Source organism: Bradyrhizobium sp. BWC-3-1 (genome assembly GCF_032917965.1).
Taxonomy (GTDB): Bacteria; Pseudomonadota; Alphaproteobacteria; order Rhizobiales; family Xanthobacteraceae; genus Bradyrhizobium; species Bradyrhizobium canariense_D.
Genome location: NZ_CP136625.1, coordinates 5852597 through 5867071 on the forward strand (window position 1 = coordinate 5852597; position 14475 = coordinate 5867071).

The 14475-nt window shown below is 65.4% G+C and carries 15 protein-coding genes; 10 read left to right on the forward strand and 5 right to left on the reverse strand.

The genetic code is table 11. From position 1 onward, the window contains the following. Positions 1 to 2 precede the first annotated feature (2 nt). Positions 3 to 743: an aspartate/glutamate racemase family protein gene (locus RX329_RS28460; protein WP_317244659.1), complete on the reverse strand. Its 741-nt coding sequence runs from the start codon at positions 741 to 743 to the stop codon at positions 3 to 5. A gap of 206 nt (positions 744 to 949) precedes the next feature. Between RX329_RS28460 and RX329_RS28465 the strand changes: the two genes are divergently transcribed. Next, positions 950 to 1666, forward strand: a complete 717-nt coding sequence (locus tag RX329_RS28465) for a GntR family transcriptional regulator (RefSeq protein ID WP_317244661.1) — start codon at positions 950 to 952, stop codon at positions 1664 to 1666. Further along, positions 1663 to 2412: an aspartate/glutamate racemase family protein gene (locus RX329_RS28470; protein WP_018458756.1), complete on the forward strand. Its 750-nt coding sequence runs from the start codon at positions 1663 to 1665 to the stop codon at positions 2410 to 2412. Before RX329_RS28465 ends, RX329_RS28470 begins: the two co-directional genes overlap by 4 nt. Here RX329_RS28470 and RX329_RS28475 read toward each other — a convergent pair. Beyond that, the gene (locus RX329_RS28475) at positions 2409 to 3848 is read right to left on the reverse strand and encodes an amidase (RefSeq protein ID WP_317244664.1); all 1440 of its coding nucleotides are present in this window, start codon (positions 3846 to 3848) and stop codon (positions 2409 to 2411) included. The genes RX329_RS28470 and RX329_RS28475 overlap by 4 nt on opposite strands. Before the next feature lie 40 nt (positions 3849 to 3888). Here RX329_RS28475 and RX329_RS28480 point away from each other — a divergent pair, with 40 nt between their 5' ends. Genes RX329_RS28480 through RX329_RS28495 form a run of 4 tightly spaced genes read left to right on the forward strand, consistent with a single transcriptional unit; the run spans position 3889 to position 7756 of the window. Further along, a complete protein-coding gene (locus tag RX329_RS28480) occupies positions 3889 to 4983 on the forward strand; it encodes an ABC transporter ATP-binding protein (protein ID WP_317244665.1) in 1095 nt (364 codons plus the stop codon). A gap of 30 nt (positions 4984 to 5013) precedes the next feature. Further along, positions 5014 to 6060 carry an ABC transporter substrate-binding protein gene (locus RX329_RS28485; protein ID WP_317244666.1) on the forward strand — a complete coding sequence of 349 codons (1047 nt, stop codon included), beginning with the start codon at positions 5014 to 5016 and terminating at the stop codon, positions 6058 to 6060. Positions 6061 to 6077: 17 nt separating this feature from the next. Further along, positions 6078 to 6941: an ABC transporter permease gene (locus RX329_RS28490; protein WP_317246449.1), complete on the forward strand. Its 864-nt coding sequence runs from the start codon at positions 6078 to 6080 to the stop codon at positions 6939 to 6941. Then, positions 6941 to 7756, forward strand: a complete 816-nt coding sequence (locus RX329_RS28495; RefSeq protein WP_317244667.1) for an ABC transporter permease — start codon at positions 6941 to 6943, stop codon at positions 7754 to 7756. Before RX329_RS28490 ends, RX329_RS28495 begins: the two co-directional genes overlap by 1 nt. Here RX329_RS28495 and RX329_RS28500 read toward each other — a convergent pair whose 3' ends face one another. After that, on the reverse strand, positions 7757 to 8092 hold the full coding sequence (locus RX329_RS28500; RefSeq protein WP_317244669.1) for a hydroxyisourate hydrolase: 336 nt from the start codon (positions 8090 to 8092) through the stop codon (positions 7757 to 7759). A gap of 44 nt (positions 8093 to 8136) precedes the next feature. On the opposite strand from RX329_RS28500, the gene RX329_RS28505 reads away from it, so the two are divergent. Both RX329_RS28505 and RX329_RS28510 read left to right on the forward strand, forming a co-directional pair. Beyond that, entirely contained in the window at positions 8137 to 9333 is a 1197-nt protein-coding gene (locus tag RX329_RS28505) for an MFS transporter (protein ID WP_317244670.1), read from the forward strand. Beyond that, positions 9314 to 10681, forward strand: a complete 1368-nt coding sequence (locus RX329_RS28510) for an amidase (RefSeq protein ID WP_317244671.1) — start codon at positions 9314 to 9316, stop codon at positions 10679 to 10681. The genes RX329_RS28505 and RX329_RS28510 overlap by 20 nt, the downstream gene beginning before the upstream one ends. Before the next feature lie 33 nt (positions 10682 to 10714). Here the strand turns inward: RX329_RS28510 and RX329_RS28515 are convergent, their stop codons facing one another. Together RX329_RS28515 and RX329_RS28520 are read right to left on the reverse strand one after the other, a co-directional pair. Continuing rightward, positions 10715 to 11593, reverse strand: coding sequence for a MurR/RpiR family transcriptional regulator (locus RX329_RS28515; RefSeq protein ID WP_247477466.1), 879 nt, complete (start codon positions 11591 to 11593; stop codon positions 10715 to 10717). A 101-nt stretch (positions 11594 to 11694) separates the two neighbouring features. Continuing rightward, positions 11695 to 11895: a hypothetical protein gene (locus RX329_RS28520; protein WP_317244672.1), complete on the reverse strand. Its 201-nt coding sequence runs from the start codon at positions 11893 to 11895 to the stop codon at positions 11695 to 11697. A gap of 15 nt (positions 11896 to 11910) precedes the next feature. Here RX329_RS28520 and RX329_RS28525 point away from each other — a divergent pair, with 15 nt between their 5' ends. After that, complete coding sequence (locus RX329_RS28525) at positions 11911 to 13452, forward strand: ABC transporter substrate-binding protein (RefSeq protein ID WP_317244674.1); 1542 nt, start codon at positions 11911 to 11913, stop codon at positions 13450 to 13452. Positions 13453 to 13530: 78 nt separating this feature from the next. Continuing rightward, entirely contained in the window at positions 13531 to 14475 is a 945-nt protein-coding gene (locus RX329_RS28530) for an ABC transporter permease (protein ID WP_007608695.1), read from the forward strand.

A 14475-nucleotide genomic window follows, 5' to 3' on the forward strand; every position in this document is an offset into this window, starting at 1 on the left:
CATCACTTGATGACCGCCGATGTCTGGAAGATCCGCCCCCAATCGGCAAGAGCCCCGGCATCGCCGCCGGCGAGCTCCAGGGTTCGCCACAGCGTGACCGCTACCGAATCGACCACCGCGACATTCAATTCCCGTTCGAGCGAAGCCGCCAGCGCGGCGCCGTCGAGGTTGGTGCAGAGGATGACGACAGCATCGGCGCCGTCAGCCGCCACAGCGCGGATCATGCCAGCAATCGTCGCAGGCGCGACCTCGCCGAAAGAGAAATTGTCGCGCAGTCCGAGGTGCCGCTCCGCGTGCGGGGCGATCCCCTCCTCGGCCCAGACGTGACCGATCCGCCGCTGCACGTCGTCGGTATAGGGCGAGACCAGGCCGACACGTTTGGCGCCGAGCGCGCGAGCGGCATCGATGCAGGCGAGCGTGGAGGTCGTCGCCGGCACGCCGGTGCGCACCGTGATTGCCTCGCAAAGGCTCCGGTCTCTGCCGATGCCGAGCCAGCTTGCGGACGTACCGTTCCAGGCGATGGCATCGACCTTCGCATCGGCCAGCAGGTCCGCCGCAGGCAGCATCACCGAGGCGTCGAACTGGTTCAGCGCGGCGGCGTCGAGTGCGATCTCGGTGACGCGGAAACGCGAGAAATGCGCGGTGACATCGGCCACGCCGGCGAGCATCGCACTGGTGACGGGCTCCAGCACCGAATTGGAGGACGGCGTGATCATGCCGAGGCGTTTGCGCACAATTGACATCGATCGCAGTCGCTCCGTTGCGGCGAAAGCGCTCCTCCGCTTCCTCAAAAGGATCATCCGCGTCCGCATCGGTCCACGCAACCCGCAATCTGCATGCTGCATACAATTTATTCGATATGCACGTGTTTTGAGCCACATACGTCTTCTATTTTGGCACCTCACGTGAAGGAAATTAGCTACGATCGCACGTCAGCAGGAAGGCCGGCGTGCCGCAAAAATCCGAACCGAACCCGGGCCGAAAGTCGCCCAAACTCAAACGGATGGGCCTGCATGAGCGCGCCGCCGCGCGGATGCGGACGATGATCATTCGCGGCGAGCTGCCGCCGGGATCGCAGACCCAGGAAACCAGGCTGTCGAAGGAGCTCGGCGTATCGCGCACTCCGCTGCGCGAGGCGATGAAAGTGCTCGCGGCCGAGGGATTGATTGAGCTCCGCCCCAACCGCAGCCCGCGCATCGCCGACCTCGCCGTCGACGGCATCTCGGAATTGTTCGAGGCGCTGGCCGGCATCGAGCGGCTGGCCGCCGAGCTCGCCGCCGAGCGCGCCACCGAGCGCGATCTCGCCCGCCTGCGCACGCTTCAGACCCGCATGGAAGGTCATCATCGCAACGGCAAGCTCGACGAGTACTTCGCCATCAACGGCGAGATCCACGACACCATCGTCCGCATGGCGCGCAACACGCCGCTGCGCGAGGCGCACGTGACGCTGATCTCCCGCGCCGAGCGCGCGCGTTACCTCGCGCTCGGCGCCGACCGGCGCTGGAGCAATTCGGTCGACGAGCACGCCGGCGTCCTTGCCGCGCTCGAGGCGCGCGATAGCGAAACCGCAGGACGCCTGCTCGGCGTCCATGTTCGGCGCACCGGCACGGCGCTGCTCGAAGTCATCGCGGCCTCTCAAGCCAAGCAGACGGCGGCGCAATCATGAAGCTGCTGCTGCTCAACCCGAACACCAGCACCGCAGTCACCCAGTTGATGACGGATGTCGGGCAGCGCGCGGCTGCGCCCGGGACCGAGCTGATCCCCTGCACCGCGACCCGCGGCGTGCCCTATATCTCGACACGCACCGAGGCACAGATCGGCGGTGCCATTGCGCTGGAGATGCTGGCCGGGCAGCATCGCAAGGTCGACGCCGCGATCATCGCCGCCTTCGGCGACCCCGGCCTGTTCGCCGCGCGCGAAACCTTCGACATTCCCGTGGTCGGCATGGCGGAAGCGGCGATGCTGACCGCCTGCATGGCCGGACGGCGTTTCGCCATCGTCACCTTCGCCCAGGCGCTCGGCCCCTGGTACGAGGAATGCGTCCGCGCCCACGGGCTGTGGGAGCGCTGCGCCGGCATCCGCATGCTCGATACGCCGTTCCAGGCGATCTCCGAGGTCGGCACCGAGAAGGAGGATGTGCTGGTCGATCTCGCCCGGCGCGCGATCGTGGAGGACGACGCGGACGTCTTGATTTTTGCAGGTGCGCCGCTCTCGGGCCTCGCCGAGCGCGTGGCCGACCGGATCCCCGTCCCAGTCGTCGATCAAGTCATCGCGTCGGTGAAGCAGGCCGAAGCCCTGGTCGCGCTTCGCCTGCGCAAGGCAACCGCAGGCACGTACCGCCGGCCCGCCGCCAAACCCACCCTTGGTCTTGCCGATGCGCTCGCCGCCCGGCTCGAGCATCGCGATAACTAGGGGAGCTGCGGCCAGCGATGCGAAAAACCAAGCTTGTTCTCAATCGCACGGCCGAAGGCAAACAGGCGGGATTCGCATCCCAGCGGTGCAATGATCTGGATACCGAACGGCAGCTCGTTCTCCGCTCGGGGGGCCGGCAGGGTCAGCACCGGGAAACCGACCAGCGACACGATGAAGGTGACGGCGAGATAATCGATCGGCGTCTCCAGCGCCGCGCCATCGATCGTGGTGACGTCGCTGATCTCATTCGGCCAGGGCAAAACGGACGCCGCCGGCGCCACCAGGAAATCGGCGCGGCTGAACAGCTCGCGAAAGCTGCGGTAGATCGCGGTGCGGCGCTGCTCGGCGTTGAGATAGTCCTCCGCGGAGAGCTTTGCGCCCGCCTCGATATTCCAGATCACGGTGGGCGTCAGCTCGGCGCGGCGCGACTTCAGCAGCTCGCCATAGCCGTTGGCGATGTGCGCGGCGCGCAGCGTCCGAAATGCCTCGATCGCACCGCCGCAATCGGGCGCGGACGGCACCACATCGGCCACGGCTCCGAGCGCCTCGCAGGCCGCGGCGAAACGTGCACGGACATCGCGCGAAACGGCCGCGATCCCGAAATCGGGCGTCGCTGCGATCCGGGGACGCACTGCAACCGGCCGATCCTCATTGACGACACCGATCGAGAGTGGGTCGTGCACATCGCCTCCCCCACAGATCGACAGCGCAAGCTCGAGATCGTCGACGCCGCGGGCGAGAAAACCGTGGGTGGCGAGCATGTCCCAGCCGAGGGGGCGATGCGGCGCCGGGATGCGACCGGGCGTCGGCCGGATCGAGGCGACGTCGCAAAAACTTGCGGGCGTGCGCACGGAGCCACCGAAATCGGTGCCATGGGCCAACGGCACCATGCCGGCCGCGACCGCAACCGCGGAGCCACCGGAGGATCCACCCGAAGTCAGTACCGGATCGAACGGATTGCGCGTCGGCCCGCACAATTTGTTGGTACAGACCGCGCCGAAGCCGAATTCGGGTGTGTTGGTCTTTCCCAGAATGATCGCGCCAGCGCGCCGCAATCGCGCGACCACGAGATCGTCTTCGGCCGGAATATGATCGCGGAACAGAGCCGATCCGTACGTGGTCGCAACCCCCGCAGTGTCGGTGAGGTCCTTGATCCCTATGGGCACCCCATGCAGCGGGCCGACCCGCGTTGGCGCGGCGTCGCAGATATCAGCGGCACGGCGGGCCCCCTCCGCATCGACAGTCACGAAGGCCGCCAATTGGCTATCAAGACTCGCGATCCGCGCCAGATGCGCCTCGACCGCGTCGCGCGAGGAGAGTTCGCCCTTCGCGAGGGCGCGTGCGAGGGCCGTGGCAGTGAGGTCGCAAACCGATCGATCCGACGTCATCACCCCACCATGCCAAACCTCGCGGCGAAAAGCGACCGGTGCGGACATGAGACTTGCTTTCTACTCCGGGGCAACGGGAGGCAACACCATGGCTGAAGCGCAAGGCGGCCGATCGCTCGTGGTCGACGCCGTCACCCACCGCTATCCGAGCGGCGCGCTCGCGGTCGAGAACATCAATCTCGACATCAAAGGGGGCGAGATCATCGCCCTGCTCGGCCCCTCCGGCTGCGGCAAGACCACGCTGCTGCGCATCATCGCCGGCTTCATCGCGCAGACGCAGGGGCGGATCATCATCGGCGACGACATCGTCGACGCGCTACCGCCGAACCGCCGCGCGGTCGGCATCGTGTTCCAGAACTACGCACTATTCCCCCATCTCAGCATCAGCGAGAACGTCGCTTATGGGCTTGCCGCGCGCGGGATCGACAAGGCGACCCGCCAGCGCGAAGCGCAGCGCTTGCTGGATCTGGTGCAGCTGCCGACCATGTCGGAACGGTTGCCACGGCAGCTCTCCGGCGGCCAGCAGCAGCGCGTCGCGCTGGCCCGCGCGCTGGCGATCAAGCCGTCGATCCTGCTGCTCGACGAGCCCTTTGCCGCGCTCGACAAGAATCTTCGGCTCGACATGCAGATCGAGGTCAAGCGGCTCCAGCGCGTCTCCGGCATCACCACGCTGATCGTGACCCACGACCAGGAAGAAGCGCTGTCGATGGCCGACCGCGTCGCGGTGCTGAGCCACGGCAAGCTCGAGCAGTTCGGGTCACCGTCGGACGTCTACGACCGGCCGCAGACCCTGTTCGTCAACACCTTCGTCGGCGCCAGCAACCGCATGCCCGGCGTGGTCGTCTCGGCAGACCGCACGGCCGCAAAAGTCCGCCTCGATGCCGGCGCGGAAATCATTGCGCGTCCCGCCGGCGGCGCCCTCGCCGAGGGCGGCCGCGTCACCGTGTGCATACGCCCCGAGCATCTGCAATTCGTTGGCGACGAGACCGGCTTTGCCGGCGTGGTCGGCATGTCGCTGCCCTTAGGAGCCACCGTGGTCCACGAGGTCACCACCGCGGACGGCTCCGGCGTCAGGATATCCCAGGCGCGCATCGGCGAGACGCGCACCTTGGAGAGCGGCGCCGCGGTGCGCCTCGCGCCGCTCGCCCCGTCGCTCGCAAACGCTTTTCCTGCAACGCTTTGAATTCAGTTTTTGTCCAGAGGGAGTTCGACCATGATCATGAACCGCCGAAGCCTGATGACGACCGCACTCACACTCGGCGCCATGAAGGCGTTTCCCGGACTGAGCTACGCCCAGGCCCGCCCGCTAGTGTTTGCGACCTTCACCGGAAGCTGGGAGGAGGCGCACAAGGCCGTGCTGGTGCCGGCCTTTCGCAAGGCGAACGCCGATGCCGCGATGGTGCTCGACCCCATGCTCTCGGTCGATCAGATCGCCAAGGTGAACGCCGCCAAGGCCAATCCGCCGATCGACGTCATGCTGCACGATCCCGGCCCGGCCCTGGTTGCGATCGGCCAGGATCTGGTCGAGCCATACCCCATCGAGAAGAGCGCCTATTACAAGGACCTGATCGCCGAGGCCCAGGAGCCGATGGGCCCTGCCCCCTTCTTTCAGGTCGTCGGCCTCACCTACAATCCGGAAGCCGTCAAGACGCCGCCGACCTCCTGGGCCGATCTGTGGAAGCCCGAGTTCAAGGGCCGCGTTGGCATCACCAACCTTAACTCGACGCTCGGCACCGGCTGGCTGGTCGAGATCGCCAAGATGCGCGGCGGCTCGGAAGCCAATGTCGATCCCGGCTTCAAGGCGATCGAGGAGCTGAAGCCCAACCTCGCCGCGGTCGCCGCCAATCCCGGCGCGCTCGCCACCCTGTTCCAGCAGGGCCAGATCGATATCTCGCCCGGCAATTTCAACGCCATCCAGATCCTGAAAGCGCGCGGCGTGCCGGTCGAGTTCGTGGCCCCGAAGGAAGGTGCCATCGCCTTCAAGACCACGATCCACATCGTCAAGAACTCGCCCAACCGCGAGCTCGCCTTCAAGCTGATCGAGGCGTCGTTGACCCCGGAAGTGCAGACCACGCTGATGAACCCGCCCTACCTGATCGTGCCGACCAATTCCAAGGTGGCGATGGGCGGCGAGATCGCGCGCGTGCTCGCCAAGGACACGGCCGAGCTGAAGCAGAAATTCGTGTTCCAGGACTGGAAGAAGATCAACGAGCAGCGCTCGGCCTGGATCGAGCGTTTCAACCGCGAGATCAAGATCTAGAGCTTCAAGGACTCATGATGGGCACAGCACCGGCATCACGAGACGTCACGTCCTACGGGATGGGATTGGCAGCGCCGCTGGCGCTGTTCTTCCTAGTGTTCTTCGTGGCGCCGCTGCTGCAATTACTGTGGCTCTCGTTGCACAACGACACGGCCGCGCTCCATTGGGGACTCGGCCAGTATCTGCACTTCCTCACCGATCCCTTCAGCCTCAGCGTGCTCGGCTCGACGCTGCTGCTTGGGGCCGAGGTGACGGCCGTCTGCCTCGTGCTCGGCTTTCCCATCGCCTGGCTTTACCAGCGGGTCGGGCCGCGGCTTCAGACCATCATCATCCTGATCGTTCTGCTGCCACTCCTGACCAGCGTCGTGGTTCGCACCTTCGCCTGGATCGTCATCCTGGGGCGGCAGGGCATCATCAACGCCACGCTGCAGTCGCTCGGGATCATCGATACGCCCCTGAAACTGCTCTACACCCAGTTCGGCGTCGTCCTCGCGCTGGCGCAGGTGCAGATGCCGCTGATGACGCTGCCGCTGATCACCGCGCTCGGCCGCATCGATCCCAATCTCGACGACGCCTCCTGCTCGCTCGGCGCCGGAAGCTGGCGCACGTTCTTCCGGATCGTGCTGCCGCTGTCGCTGCCCGGCGTGATCGCCGGCTGCACGCTGACCTATGCCGCCGCGATCACGGCCTTCATCACCCAGTCGCTGATCGGCGGCGGACAGATGCTGTTCATGCCAATGTATCTTTACCAGCAGGCTTCGACCCTGCAGAACTGGCCGCTTGCCTCCGCAATCTCGATCATCTTTTTGCTCGCGGTGCTCGCGGTCGTCTCGGTCTTCACCACGCTCGGCCGCCTGTCGCGCGGCTATGGAGGTGCGTGATGAGCGGGCGCAAGCGCACCCTGGAGGCGTTCAGTTTCGAGCTGGTCATGAGCCTGATCGCCGTGATTGCGCTGATCATCATCATCGCGCCGTCGCTGGTGGTGCTGATCGTCTCGTTCACCAGCGGCTTCTCGCTGCGTTTTCCGCCGCCGGGCTATTCGCTGCGCTGGTACGCCGAATTGTGGAGCGCTTGGCAGCTGCACTTCGCAGCCAAGAACAGCCTCATCGTGGCACTGTGGGCGACGGGCCTGTCCGTGGTGCTCGGCGTTGCCGCCGCGCTCGCGATCTCGCGCTCACCGACGCTATCGGCGCGGCTGCTCGATTCCCTCTTCATGTCGCCGCTGGTTCTGCCGGCGCTGGCCTTTGGCCTTGCCGCGTTGATGCTGTTCTCGCTGGTCGGCCTGCCGGTGTCGCCGTTGACGCTGGTAATCGGCCACACCGTGGTCTGCGTGCCCTATGTCGTGCGCAATACGATTGCGGCGCTTGCCCAGCTGGAGCCGACCCTGCTGGAGAGCTCGGCCGTGCTGGGCGCCGGCCGCATCTACACGTTCCGGCGCATCGTGCTGCCGCTGATCCGGCCGGGCATCATCGCGGGCGCCTTCATCGCCTTCATGTCGTCCTTCGACAACGTGCCGGTGTCGCTGTTCCTGCGTGATGCCGCCACCGACATGCTGCCGATCCGGATGTGGCAGGACCTCGAGGGCAAGCTCGACGTCACCATCGCCGCACTGTCGGGAGTGCTGATCATTGCAACCGTCGCGTTGGTCGCGATTATGGAGCGCGTCACGGGGTTATCGCGGCGGCTGACCAACTGATCAGGCGCCGCGGAACAGCGAATAGCCCCAGCGCGTGAATTTCAGCGGCAGGTGAAAATGCTCATCGACATCCTTGATGCGGAGGCGGAACGGCGTCACCGTGAGAAAGCCGTCGCGCTCGCCAAAGAACTCGCCGAGATGAAACAGGACCTCATACTCGCCCGCCGTCACGCCCGCCCCCTGCGCAACGGGATGATCGAGCACGCCGTTGGCACCAAGCCGTCCTTCGGCGACGCGCAGCGAGTCCGGATCGATCCGCCAGATCTCGACACGCAGACCCTGCGCCGGGCGTCCGCTCGCCACATCGACCGCGTGAATGGAAATGCCACCTGCCACAATATTCCCCCCGAGAGCGCTGCACCCCCCGAGAGCGCAGCACCATGGTAGACGCAAACACGGCCGTTCGACCAGCGCCCGCATTGCTGCCCGCCCTTGGCGCCATGACCTCATTGCAGGCGCTGGTGGCTCTGGCTCTGTTCGCGCCGGGCGTGGTGGCACCGCGCGCCCATATCGAGGTCTGGCAGCTCTCGATGTTCTCCTGCGCCGTGTTCGCGGTCGGCATTCCCGCCTCGTTCTGGGGCGGCGGCTTCATCGCCCGCCTGGGCTCGATGCGGATCGCGAGCCTCTGCGCGGCGGCGATCATCGCCAGCATGGCGCTAGCTTCGCTCGGCTCGACGGCGGCCCTGCTCGCAGCCGGCCTCTGTCTTGGCCTCGCCTTCGGACCGGAGACGCCCGCAAGCGCGGCGCTGCTGGCGCGGCTCGTGACGGCCGAGCGGCGCGCGTTCGTGTTCTCGGTTCGCCAGACCGGAAACCAGATCGGCGCCGTCTGCGGCTCGCTGGTTCTGCCCGCGATCGCAATCTCGCTCGGGCCCGCCTGGTGCTATGCCGCCGTGGGCGCCTGTGCGCTGCTGGCGATAGCGTGGTTCGAGCGCCTGCGGCCCGCCTACGCCGTCAAGGTCGTGCCACTGCCGGAGCTTAGCCTTCGGACGCGGCTGGCGCTGGTGACCGCGGACCGGCGCATCGCAATGCTGGCGCTGGCCTCGATGCCCTTCAGCGCGATGCAGGTGTCGCTCAATACGGTCTTCGTCACGCTCGGCACCCGCGAGCTCGGCCTCAGCCATATCGAGGCCGGCATGGCGCTTGCCTGCGCCCAGGCCGGCGGCCTGATCGGCCGGCTCGGCTGGGGCTTCGTCGCAACGCGACTTAATGCCTCGCGCGGAGTTCTCGTCGTCATCGGCCTCGGCATGACGTTCTGCGCCGCGCTGCTGGGTCTCGATGGCGCATCGCTCGGGCGGACCGGCCAGTTCGCGACTGCAGCTCTGTTCGGCCTGACGGCCTCCGGGTGGAACGGTGTCTTCGTCGCCGAGATCGCACGCCTCGCCCCGCAGGACAGGATTGGCGAAACCACCGGCGCGGTGCTGACCGCATCCTACGCCGGCCTCTTGGCAGCACCGGCGCTGGTGTCCTTCCTGGACAGCGCAGCCAGTCTCGGTGCCGCCTTCTTCGCCTTGGCTTGCCTCGCCCTCTGCGGCACATTGGCACTGGTCTGGGGAGGCCATGACAAAGGGAAGAAGTAGCGCGTGCGAGATTGCGGCCGACGTCTCCGCCGGACGAACGAGTGCGGTCGAGACCGCCAAGGCCGCGCTTGCGCGCATCGAGGCCGCCAAGGCGCTGAACGCAGTGGTGACGACCGCTCCTGCGCGTACGCTTGCCGACGCCGCAGCGGTCGATGATCGCCTGCGTGCCGGCGAGACGATGCCGCTCGCCGGTGTCCCCGTCGTCGTCAAGGACAACATCTGGGTCCGTGACTGGCGTGTGACACAGGGCTCGCGCCTGTTCGCCGAATTCGTCGCGCCGCAGGATGCGATTGCGATCGAGCAGCTGCGCAAGGCCGGCGCCGTCGTCGTCGGCATCGGCGCAACGTCGGAATTCGCCTGCAAGGGCGTGACCACCTCGCCGCTGTATGGGCCAACGCGGCATCCGCTGGATCCCACGTTGACGCCCGGCGGCTCGTCGGGCGGCCCTGCCACGGCGGTTGCGGCCGGCCTCGTGCCGCTAGCGATCGGCACCGATGCGGGCGGCTCGAGCCGCAGGCCGCCGGCCCATGTCGGCGTCGCGGGGTTCAAACCGTCCTATGGCGCGATCCCCTATGGGCCAGGCTTCGCCGAACCGTTTTTCGGCCTCTCCGTCATCGCGCCGATCGCCACTGACGTTGCCGATATCGCGCTGGCGTTCGAGGCCATGGCCGCCGTCGATCCGCGCGATCCGGATTCAGCCGGCATCGCTCAAGAGGCCAAAAACATCGCCGGTCTGCGCATCGCGTTCTCGACGCGCCTTGGGCTCGACGTCGCCGTCGACGATGTTGTCGCTGAAGGGCTCGCTTTCGCCATCGCGCGTCTCTCCGCCGCTGGCCTCAGCATCGCGCAGCGCGATCCCGTCTGGCCGGCGGGCGCGACGGAAGAGGCTATCATGCCGCTTCAGCAGGCCGGCCTCGCCGCACTCTATCGAGATGCCTTCCGCGAGGATCCGACCGTGTTCGATCCTGACATCGCCAGACAGATCGAGCGAGGGCTGTCGTGGTCGGGCGCCGACGTTGCCGGTGCGCTGCTGGCAAGCGCCGCAATCGCCAATGCTTTCGCGGCATTCTTCACCGAGGTTGATCTGCTGCTGGCGCCAACCGTTCCCTGTGTCGCCTGGCCATTCACCCAGCTCGGACCCGACATGATCGGTGGCCGCGCGGCGAGCCCGCGCGCGCACGCGGCGTTAACGCCCTTTGTCAATCATGCTCGTCTGCCGGCGATTTCGCTGCCGTGCGGAACGGATCGGTGCGAACTTCCATTCGGCCTTCAGGTCATCGCCGCGCGCGGACAAGACCGCACGCTGCTTGAAGCAGCGCAAGAGATCGAGGCCATATTGCGAACATAATCCCGAGAGGCGGGCGGTGGGCTAATTGCCCGCTCAGTCTCCCAGCGGCCCTTTGGCGTCCCCGTCGCTCCCCTTCAGCAACTCGTATTTGATCCGCCGCATGCGCGCCTGGGCTTCGAGCGGTTTGCAATAGGCAGTTGACGCCGCAAGCAGATCGATGGTGGCGAGAAATGCATAGCGCGACGCCGTCGGCTTGAGCGCGTCGGGCGCTTCGGGCACGTGTACGCCAAGCGCAATATCGGCGATTGAGGCCAACCTGCTTTGCGGCTTGGTAATTGCGACGACCAAGGCGCCGTATTGCTTGGCGATACTGGCTGCCTCGATCACCTCGTTCGCTGCACCGGTGGTCGAGATGGCAACGACGACATCATCCCGTCCGAAGGTCGCGGCAATCATGCGCATCAAGCTCGGATCGGAGGCATGCGAGACGGCAATCCCAAGACGAAAGAACCGGTTCTGAACCTCCGCCGCCGCAAGAGTGGAACCGCCCCCCACCCCGAACGCTGCAAGCTTCGAACAGCGGGAGATAGCTTCGGCAGCCCGCTCGATGTCCTCCTTGCGAAGTCCCTCCTCGGCAGCGGCAATTGCACGGCGAATTTCCTGAAACACCGACCGCCAGAGCGCGGGGCGCGCCAGATCGGTCCCGACATGCGGGGGAAGCTCAACGTAAATCCGCCCGACCGCCATTGCTTGAGCCAGCCTCACCTTGAGGTCGCGGACGCCCCGGCAACCGACGGAGCGGCTGAACCGGGTTACCGTCGGCTCGCTGACGCGCGCCCGACGGGCCAACTCGGAATTGCTGGCGTGAACGGCAAACTCCATATCGGCCAGCAGCACCGTGGCAACGCGTTGCTCGGACGGGCTGAGGCTTAGAGCGCTCTGCCTGATGAGGGAGATGATGTCGCCGGCCACGACATTGTCGTCGCCGGGCGGCTTCGAGATTGCTGCACCAACGGCTCTCGCCGGGTGATTTCGCTTTGCACGCGCCATTGCCCGCCCTTTCCCAGGTCAGATCAACCTGCGCCCTTGGCAAGAAGCTGCCGTAAGAAACCTTCAGCATCGACCAAACGTATATCGGCAGGCCACATCAATAACAGCATTTTCTGCTTGATAATTGCCAAATTGTGTATGTAACTTTCAAACAAGCAATAGCGTGCCGTCAGCCCAACAGCTGAAAGGCACATCCCTGCACCGGGAAGCAGGCGGCTCAACAAGGCGGGAGGGCGATCATGAGATACGGTCCAAGTGTCTTGATGCGTGGCGTCGTGGGGCTGGCCACCGCGTCATTTTTGATTGCGCAGGCCAATGCCGCCACCCTGCTACGCGAAGCCACCATCGGAGAACCGCCGCCGCTCGATGTCATGCTGACGACCGCCGACGTCGCATCGGTCATCGGCCGCCACATCTTCGAGACCCTGTATGCGCTAGACTCGACCTATACGCCGCGTCCGATGCTGGCCGAGGGCGATCGCACGGAAGACGGCGGTCGGACCATCGTCATCAAGCTCCGCGAAGGTGTCCTCTTCCACAACGGTAAGGAGATGACCGCCAAGGACGTAGTCGCCTCGATGACGCGATGGGGCAGTTTCGGTGCACGCGGCAAGCTCCTGATGGCGGCGGCTACGTCGGTCGAGGCGACCGGAAAGTACGAAGTCACGCTGAAATTGTCCGCGCCGAACGGCGCCTGGAAGGCTCTCATTGCGGACGTCAATGGCGGTCTTGCGATCTATCCGGAAGACATAGCCGCCAAAGCGGGGAACCGGCCGATCGAGCAAAAGGACTATATCGGCACCGGGCCCTACAAGTTCGTCGAGTGGCGGCCGAACCGCTATGTCGAGGTGGAGAGGTTCGAGGGCTACAAGCCGGTGAAGGAAAAGGGTGACGGCTTCGCCGGCGCCCGCGTTGCGAGCTTCGACAAGATCCGGTTCATTCCGGTGCCTGACGTCGGCACGCGCGTGAGCGGCGTGCAGGCGGGTGACTACGACTATGCGGAAATGATCTCCGGCGATCTGTACGAGTCCCTGAGCAAAGATCCATCGGTCCAGGTGCAGCGTACCAACGCGCCGATCTTCGGCCTTTTCTTCATGAACTCGAAGCAGGGAATCCTGAAGGACAATTACAAGCTCCGCCGCGCCATCCAGACCGCGCTGGACAAGTCGCAGGCGCTGCGCGTCGCCTTCGGTCCCAAAGACCTGTGGAATGCCGAAGGATCGATCTTTCCCAATGGCACCCCCTGGTACTCGACGGAAGGCGCCTCAAATTATAGTGCGCACGATCCGAAGAAGGCCAAGGAGCTCGCAAAGGAGGCGGACTACACGGGGACGCCGATCCGCCTACTGGTCTCGACGAACTATCAGGCACACTATGACGAAGCCTCTGTCTTCACCCGTCAGCTGGCCGACGCCGGAATCAATGTTCAGATGATGGTCGTCGATTGGGCGACCCTTCTGAAGATGCGCGGCCAGCCGGAACAGTGGGACATCTTCGTCACCCACCATTCCTTCGCGCCGGACCCGCTGCTGCTCACGTTCCTGAATGCGAGCTATCCCGGCTGGTGGGACAGCCCGGAGATCGGCTCGCTTCGGGCCGAGTTGATCAACACGACCGATCCAGCCGCGCGCAAGTCGACATGGGACAAGATCCAGTCGCTGATCTATGAGCAGGTACCGGTGATGAAAGTAGGCGATGCCTACACCTACGACATTGCTTCTCCCAAGCTCAAGGGGCTCAACCCTAACGGTCCCGTGTTCTGGAATGTGTCCACGAAATAAGGACGGGCAATGAGGCCGCGAGGACTGTCGAGCGCCGGCGCCGGCGCGCATCGTTGCCGCTGACAGGCGCCCAATCACATGTGGTCTTACGCATTCAAGCGCGCAGGAACGACGGCGGTGACGCTGCTGGCAGCGTCCATCATCATCTTCGCGTTCATCCATATCGTGCCGGGTGACCCGATCTATGTTTTGCTCGGTGATACCGCGACTCCCGACCAGATCGACGCCTTGCGACACCAGCTCGGTCTCGACCAACCGATCATCCTGCAATATCTCACTTGGGCCGGCCATGTGCTCGAGGGCGACCTCGGGCGGTCGATCTTCTTCCAGGCGCCCGTGCTGTCGGTGATTGCCGATGGCGCCGAGACCAGCACCTTGCTCGCCACCATGACGATGATCTGGGTTGCGGTCATCGGCGTGCCGATCGGAATGATTGCGGCGGTCCGGCACGGCACGTGGCTCGATCAGGGATTGTCCGGTGGGGCGATGCTGATGGCCTCGATACCCACGTTCTGGGTCGGGCTCTATCTGATCCTGATCTTCGCCGCGTGGCTCGGCTGGTTTCCTAGCTCCGGCTATCCGTCGATCTTCGAAGGCGGTGTCGTCAATCTCCGCTATCTCGTCCTCCCCAGCCTGGCGCTTGCGGCTCCGAATGCTGCTTTGATCCTGCGGCTGACGCGCGCCAGCATGCTCGACGTCTCCCGGGAGGACTACGTGCGCACGGCGCGGGCAAAGGGAATCCGGCCGTGGCAGGTCGTGCGCCGCCACATCTGGCGCAATGCACTCCTGGCGGTCGTCTCGGCCTTCGGCTTCACCTTCGCCGCGCTGCTGTCCGAGGCGGTGGTGACCGAAACCGTGTTTGCCCTGCCCGGCATCGGCCGCCTCGTCGTTCAGTCGATCCTTCGCCGAGACTACCCTGTGATCCAGGGCGTCATCCTGGTCATCGTGGTGGTTTATCTCCTGATCAATCTGATCGTCGATCTGAGCTATCGTCTGCTCGATCCGCGGGTTGAACTTCAATGA

Coding starts and splice junctions, on each gene's coding strand:
- RX329_RS28460 (WP_317244659.1), bottom strand. CDS start 743: ATGTCAATTGTGCGCAAACGCCTCGGCATGATCACGCCGTCCTCCAAT.
- RX329_RS28470 (WP_018458756.1), top strand. CDS start 1,663: ATGAAGCTGCTGCTGCTCAACCCGAACACCAGCACCGCAGTCACCCAG.
- RX329_RS28475 (WP_317244664.1), bottom strand. CDS start 3,848: ATGTCCGCACCGGTCGCTTTTCGCCGCGAGGTTTGGCATGGTGGGGTG.
- RX329_RS28480 (WP_317244665.1), top strand. CDS start 3,889: ATGGCTGAAGCGCAAGGCGGCCGATCGCTCGTGGTCGACGCCGTCACC.
- RX329_RS28485 (WP_317244666.1), top strand. CDS start 5,014: ATGATCATGAACCGCCGAAGCCTGATGACGACCGCACTCACACTCGGC.
- RX329_RS28490 (WP_317246449.1), top strand. CDS start 6,078: ATGGGCACAGCACCGGCATCACGAGACGTCACGTCCTACGGGATGGGA.
- RX329_RS28495 (WP_317244667.1), top strand. CDS start 6,941: ATGAGCGGGCGCAAGCGCACCCTGGAGGCGTTCAGTTTCGAGCTGGTC.
- RX329_RS28505 (WP_317244670.1), top strand. CDS start 8,137: ATGGTAGACGCAAACACGGCCGTTCGACCAGCGCCCGCATTGCTGCCC.
- RX329_RS28510 (WP_317244671.1), top strand. CDS start 9,314: ATGACAAAGGGAAGAAGTAGCGCGTGCGAGATTGCGGCCGACGTCTCC.
- RX329_RS28525 (WP_317244674.1), top strand. CDS start 11,911: ATGAGATACGGTCCAAGTGTCTTGATGCGTGGCGTCGTGGGGCTGGCC.
- RX329_RS28530 (WP_007608695.1), top strand. CDS start 13,531: ATGTGGTCTTACGCATTCAAGCGCGCAGGAACGACGGCGGTGACGCTG.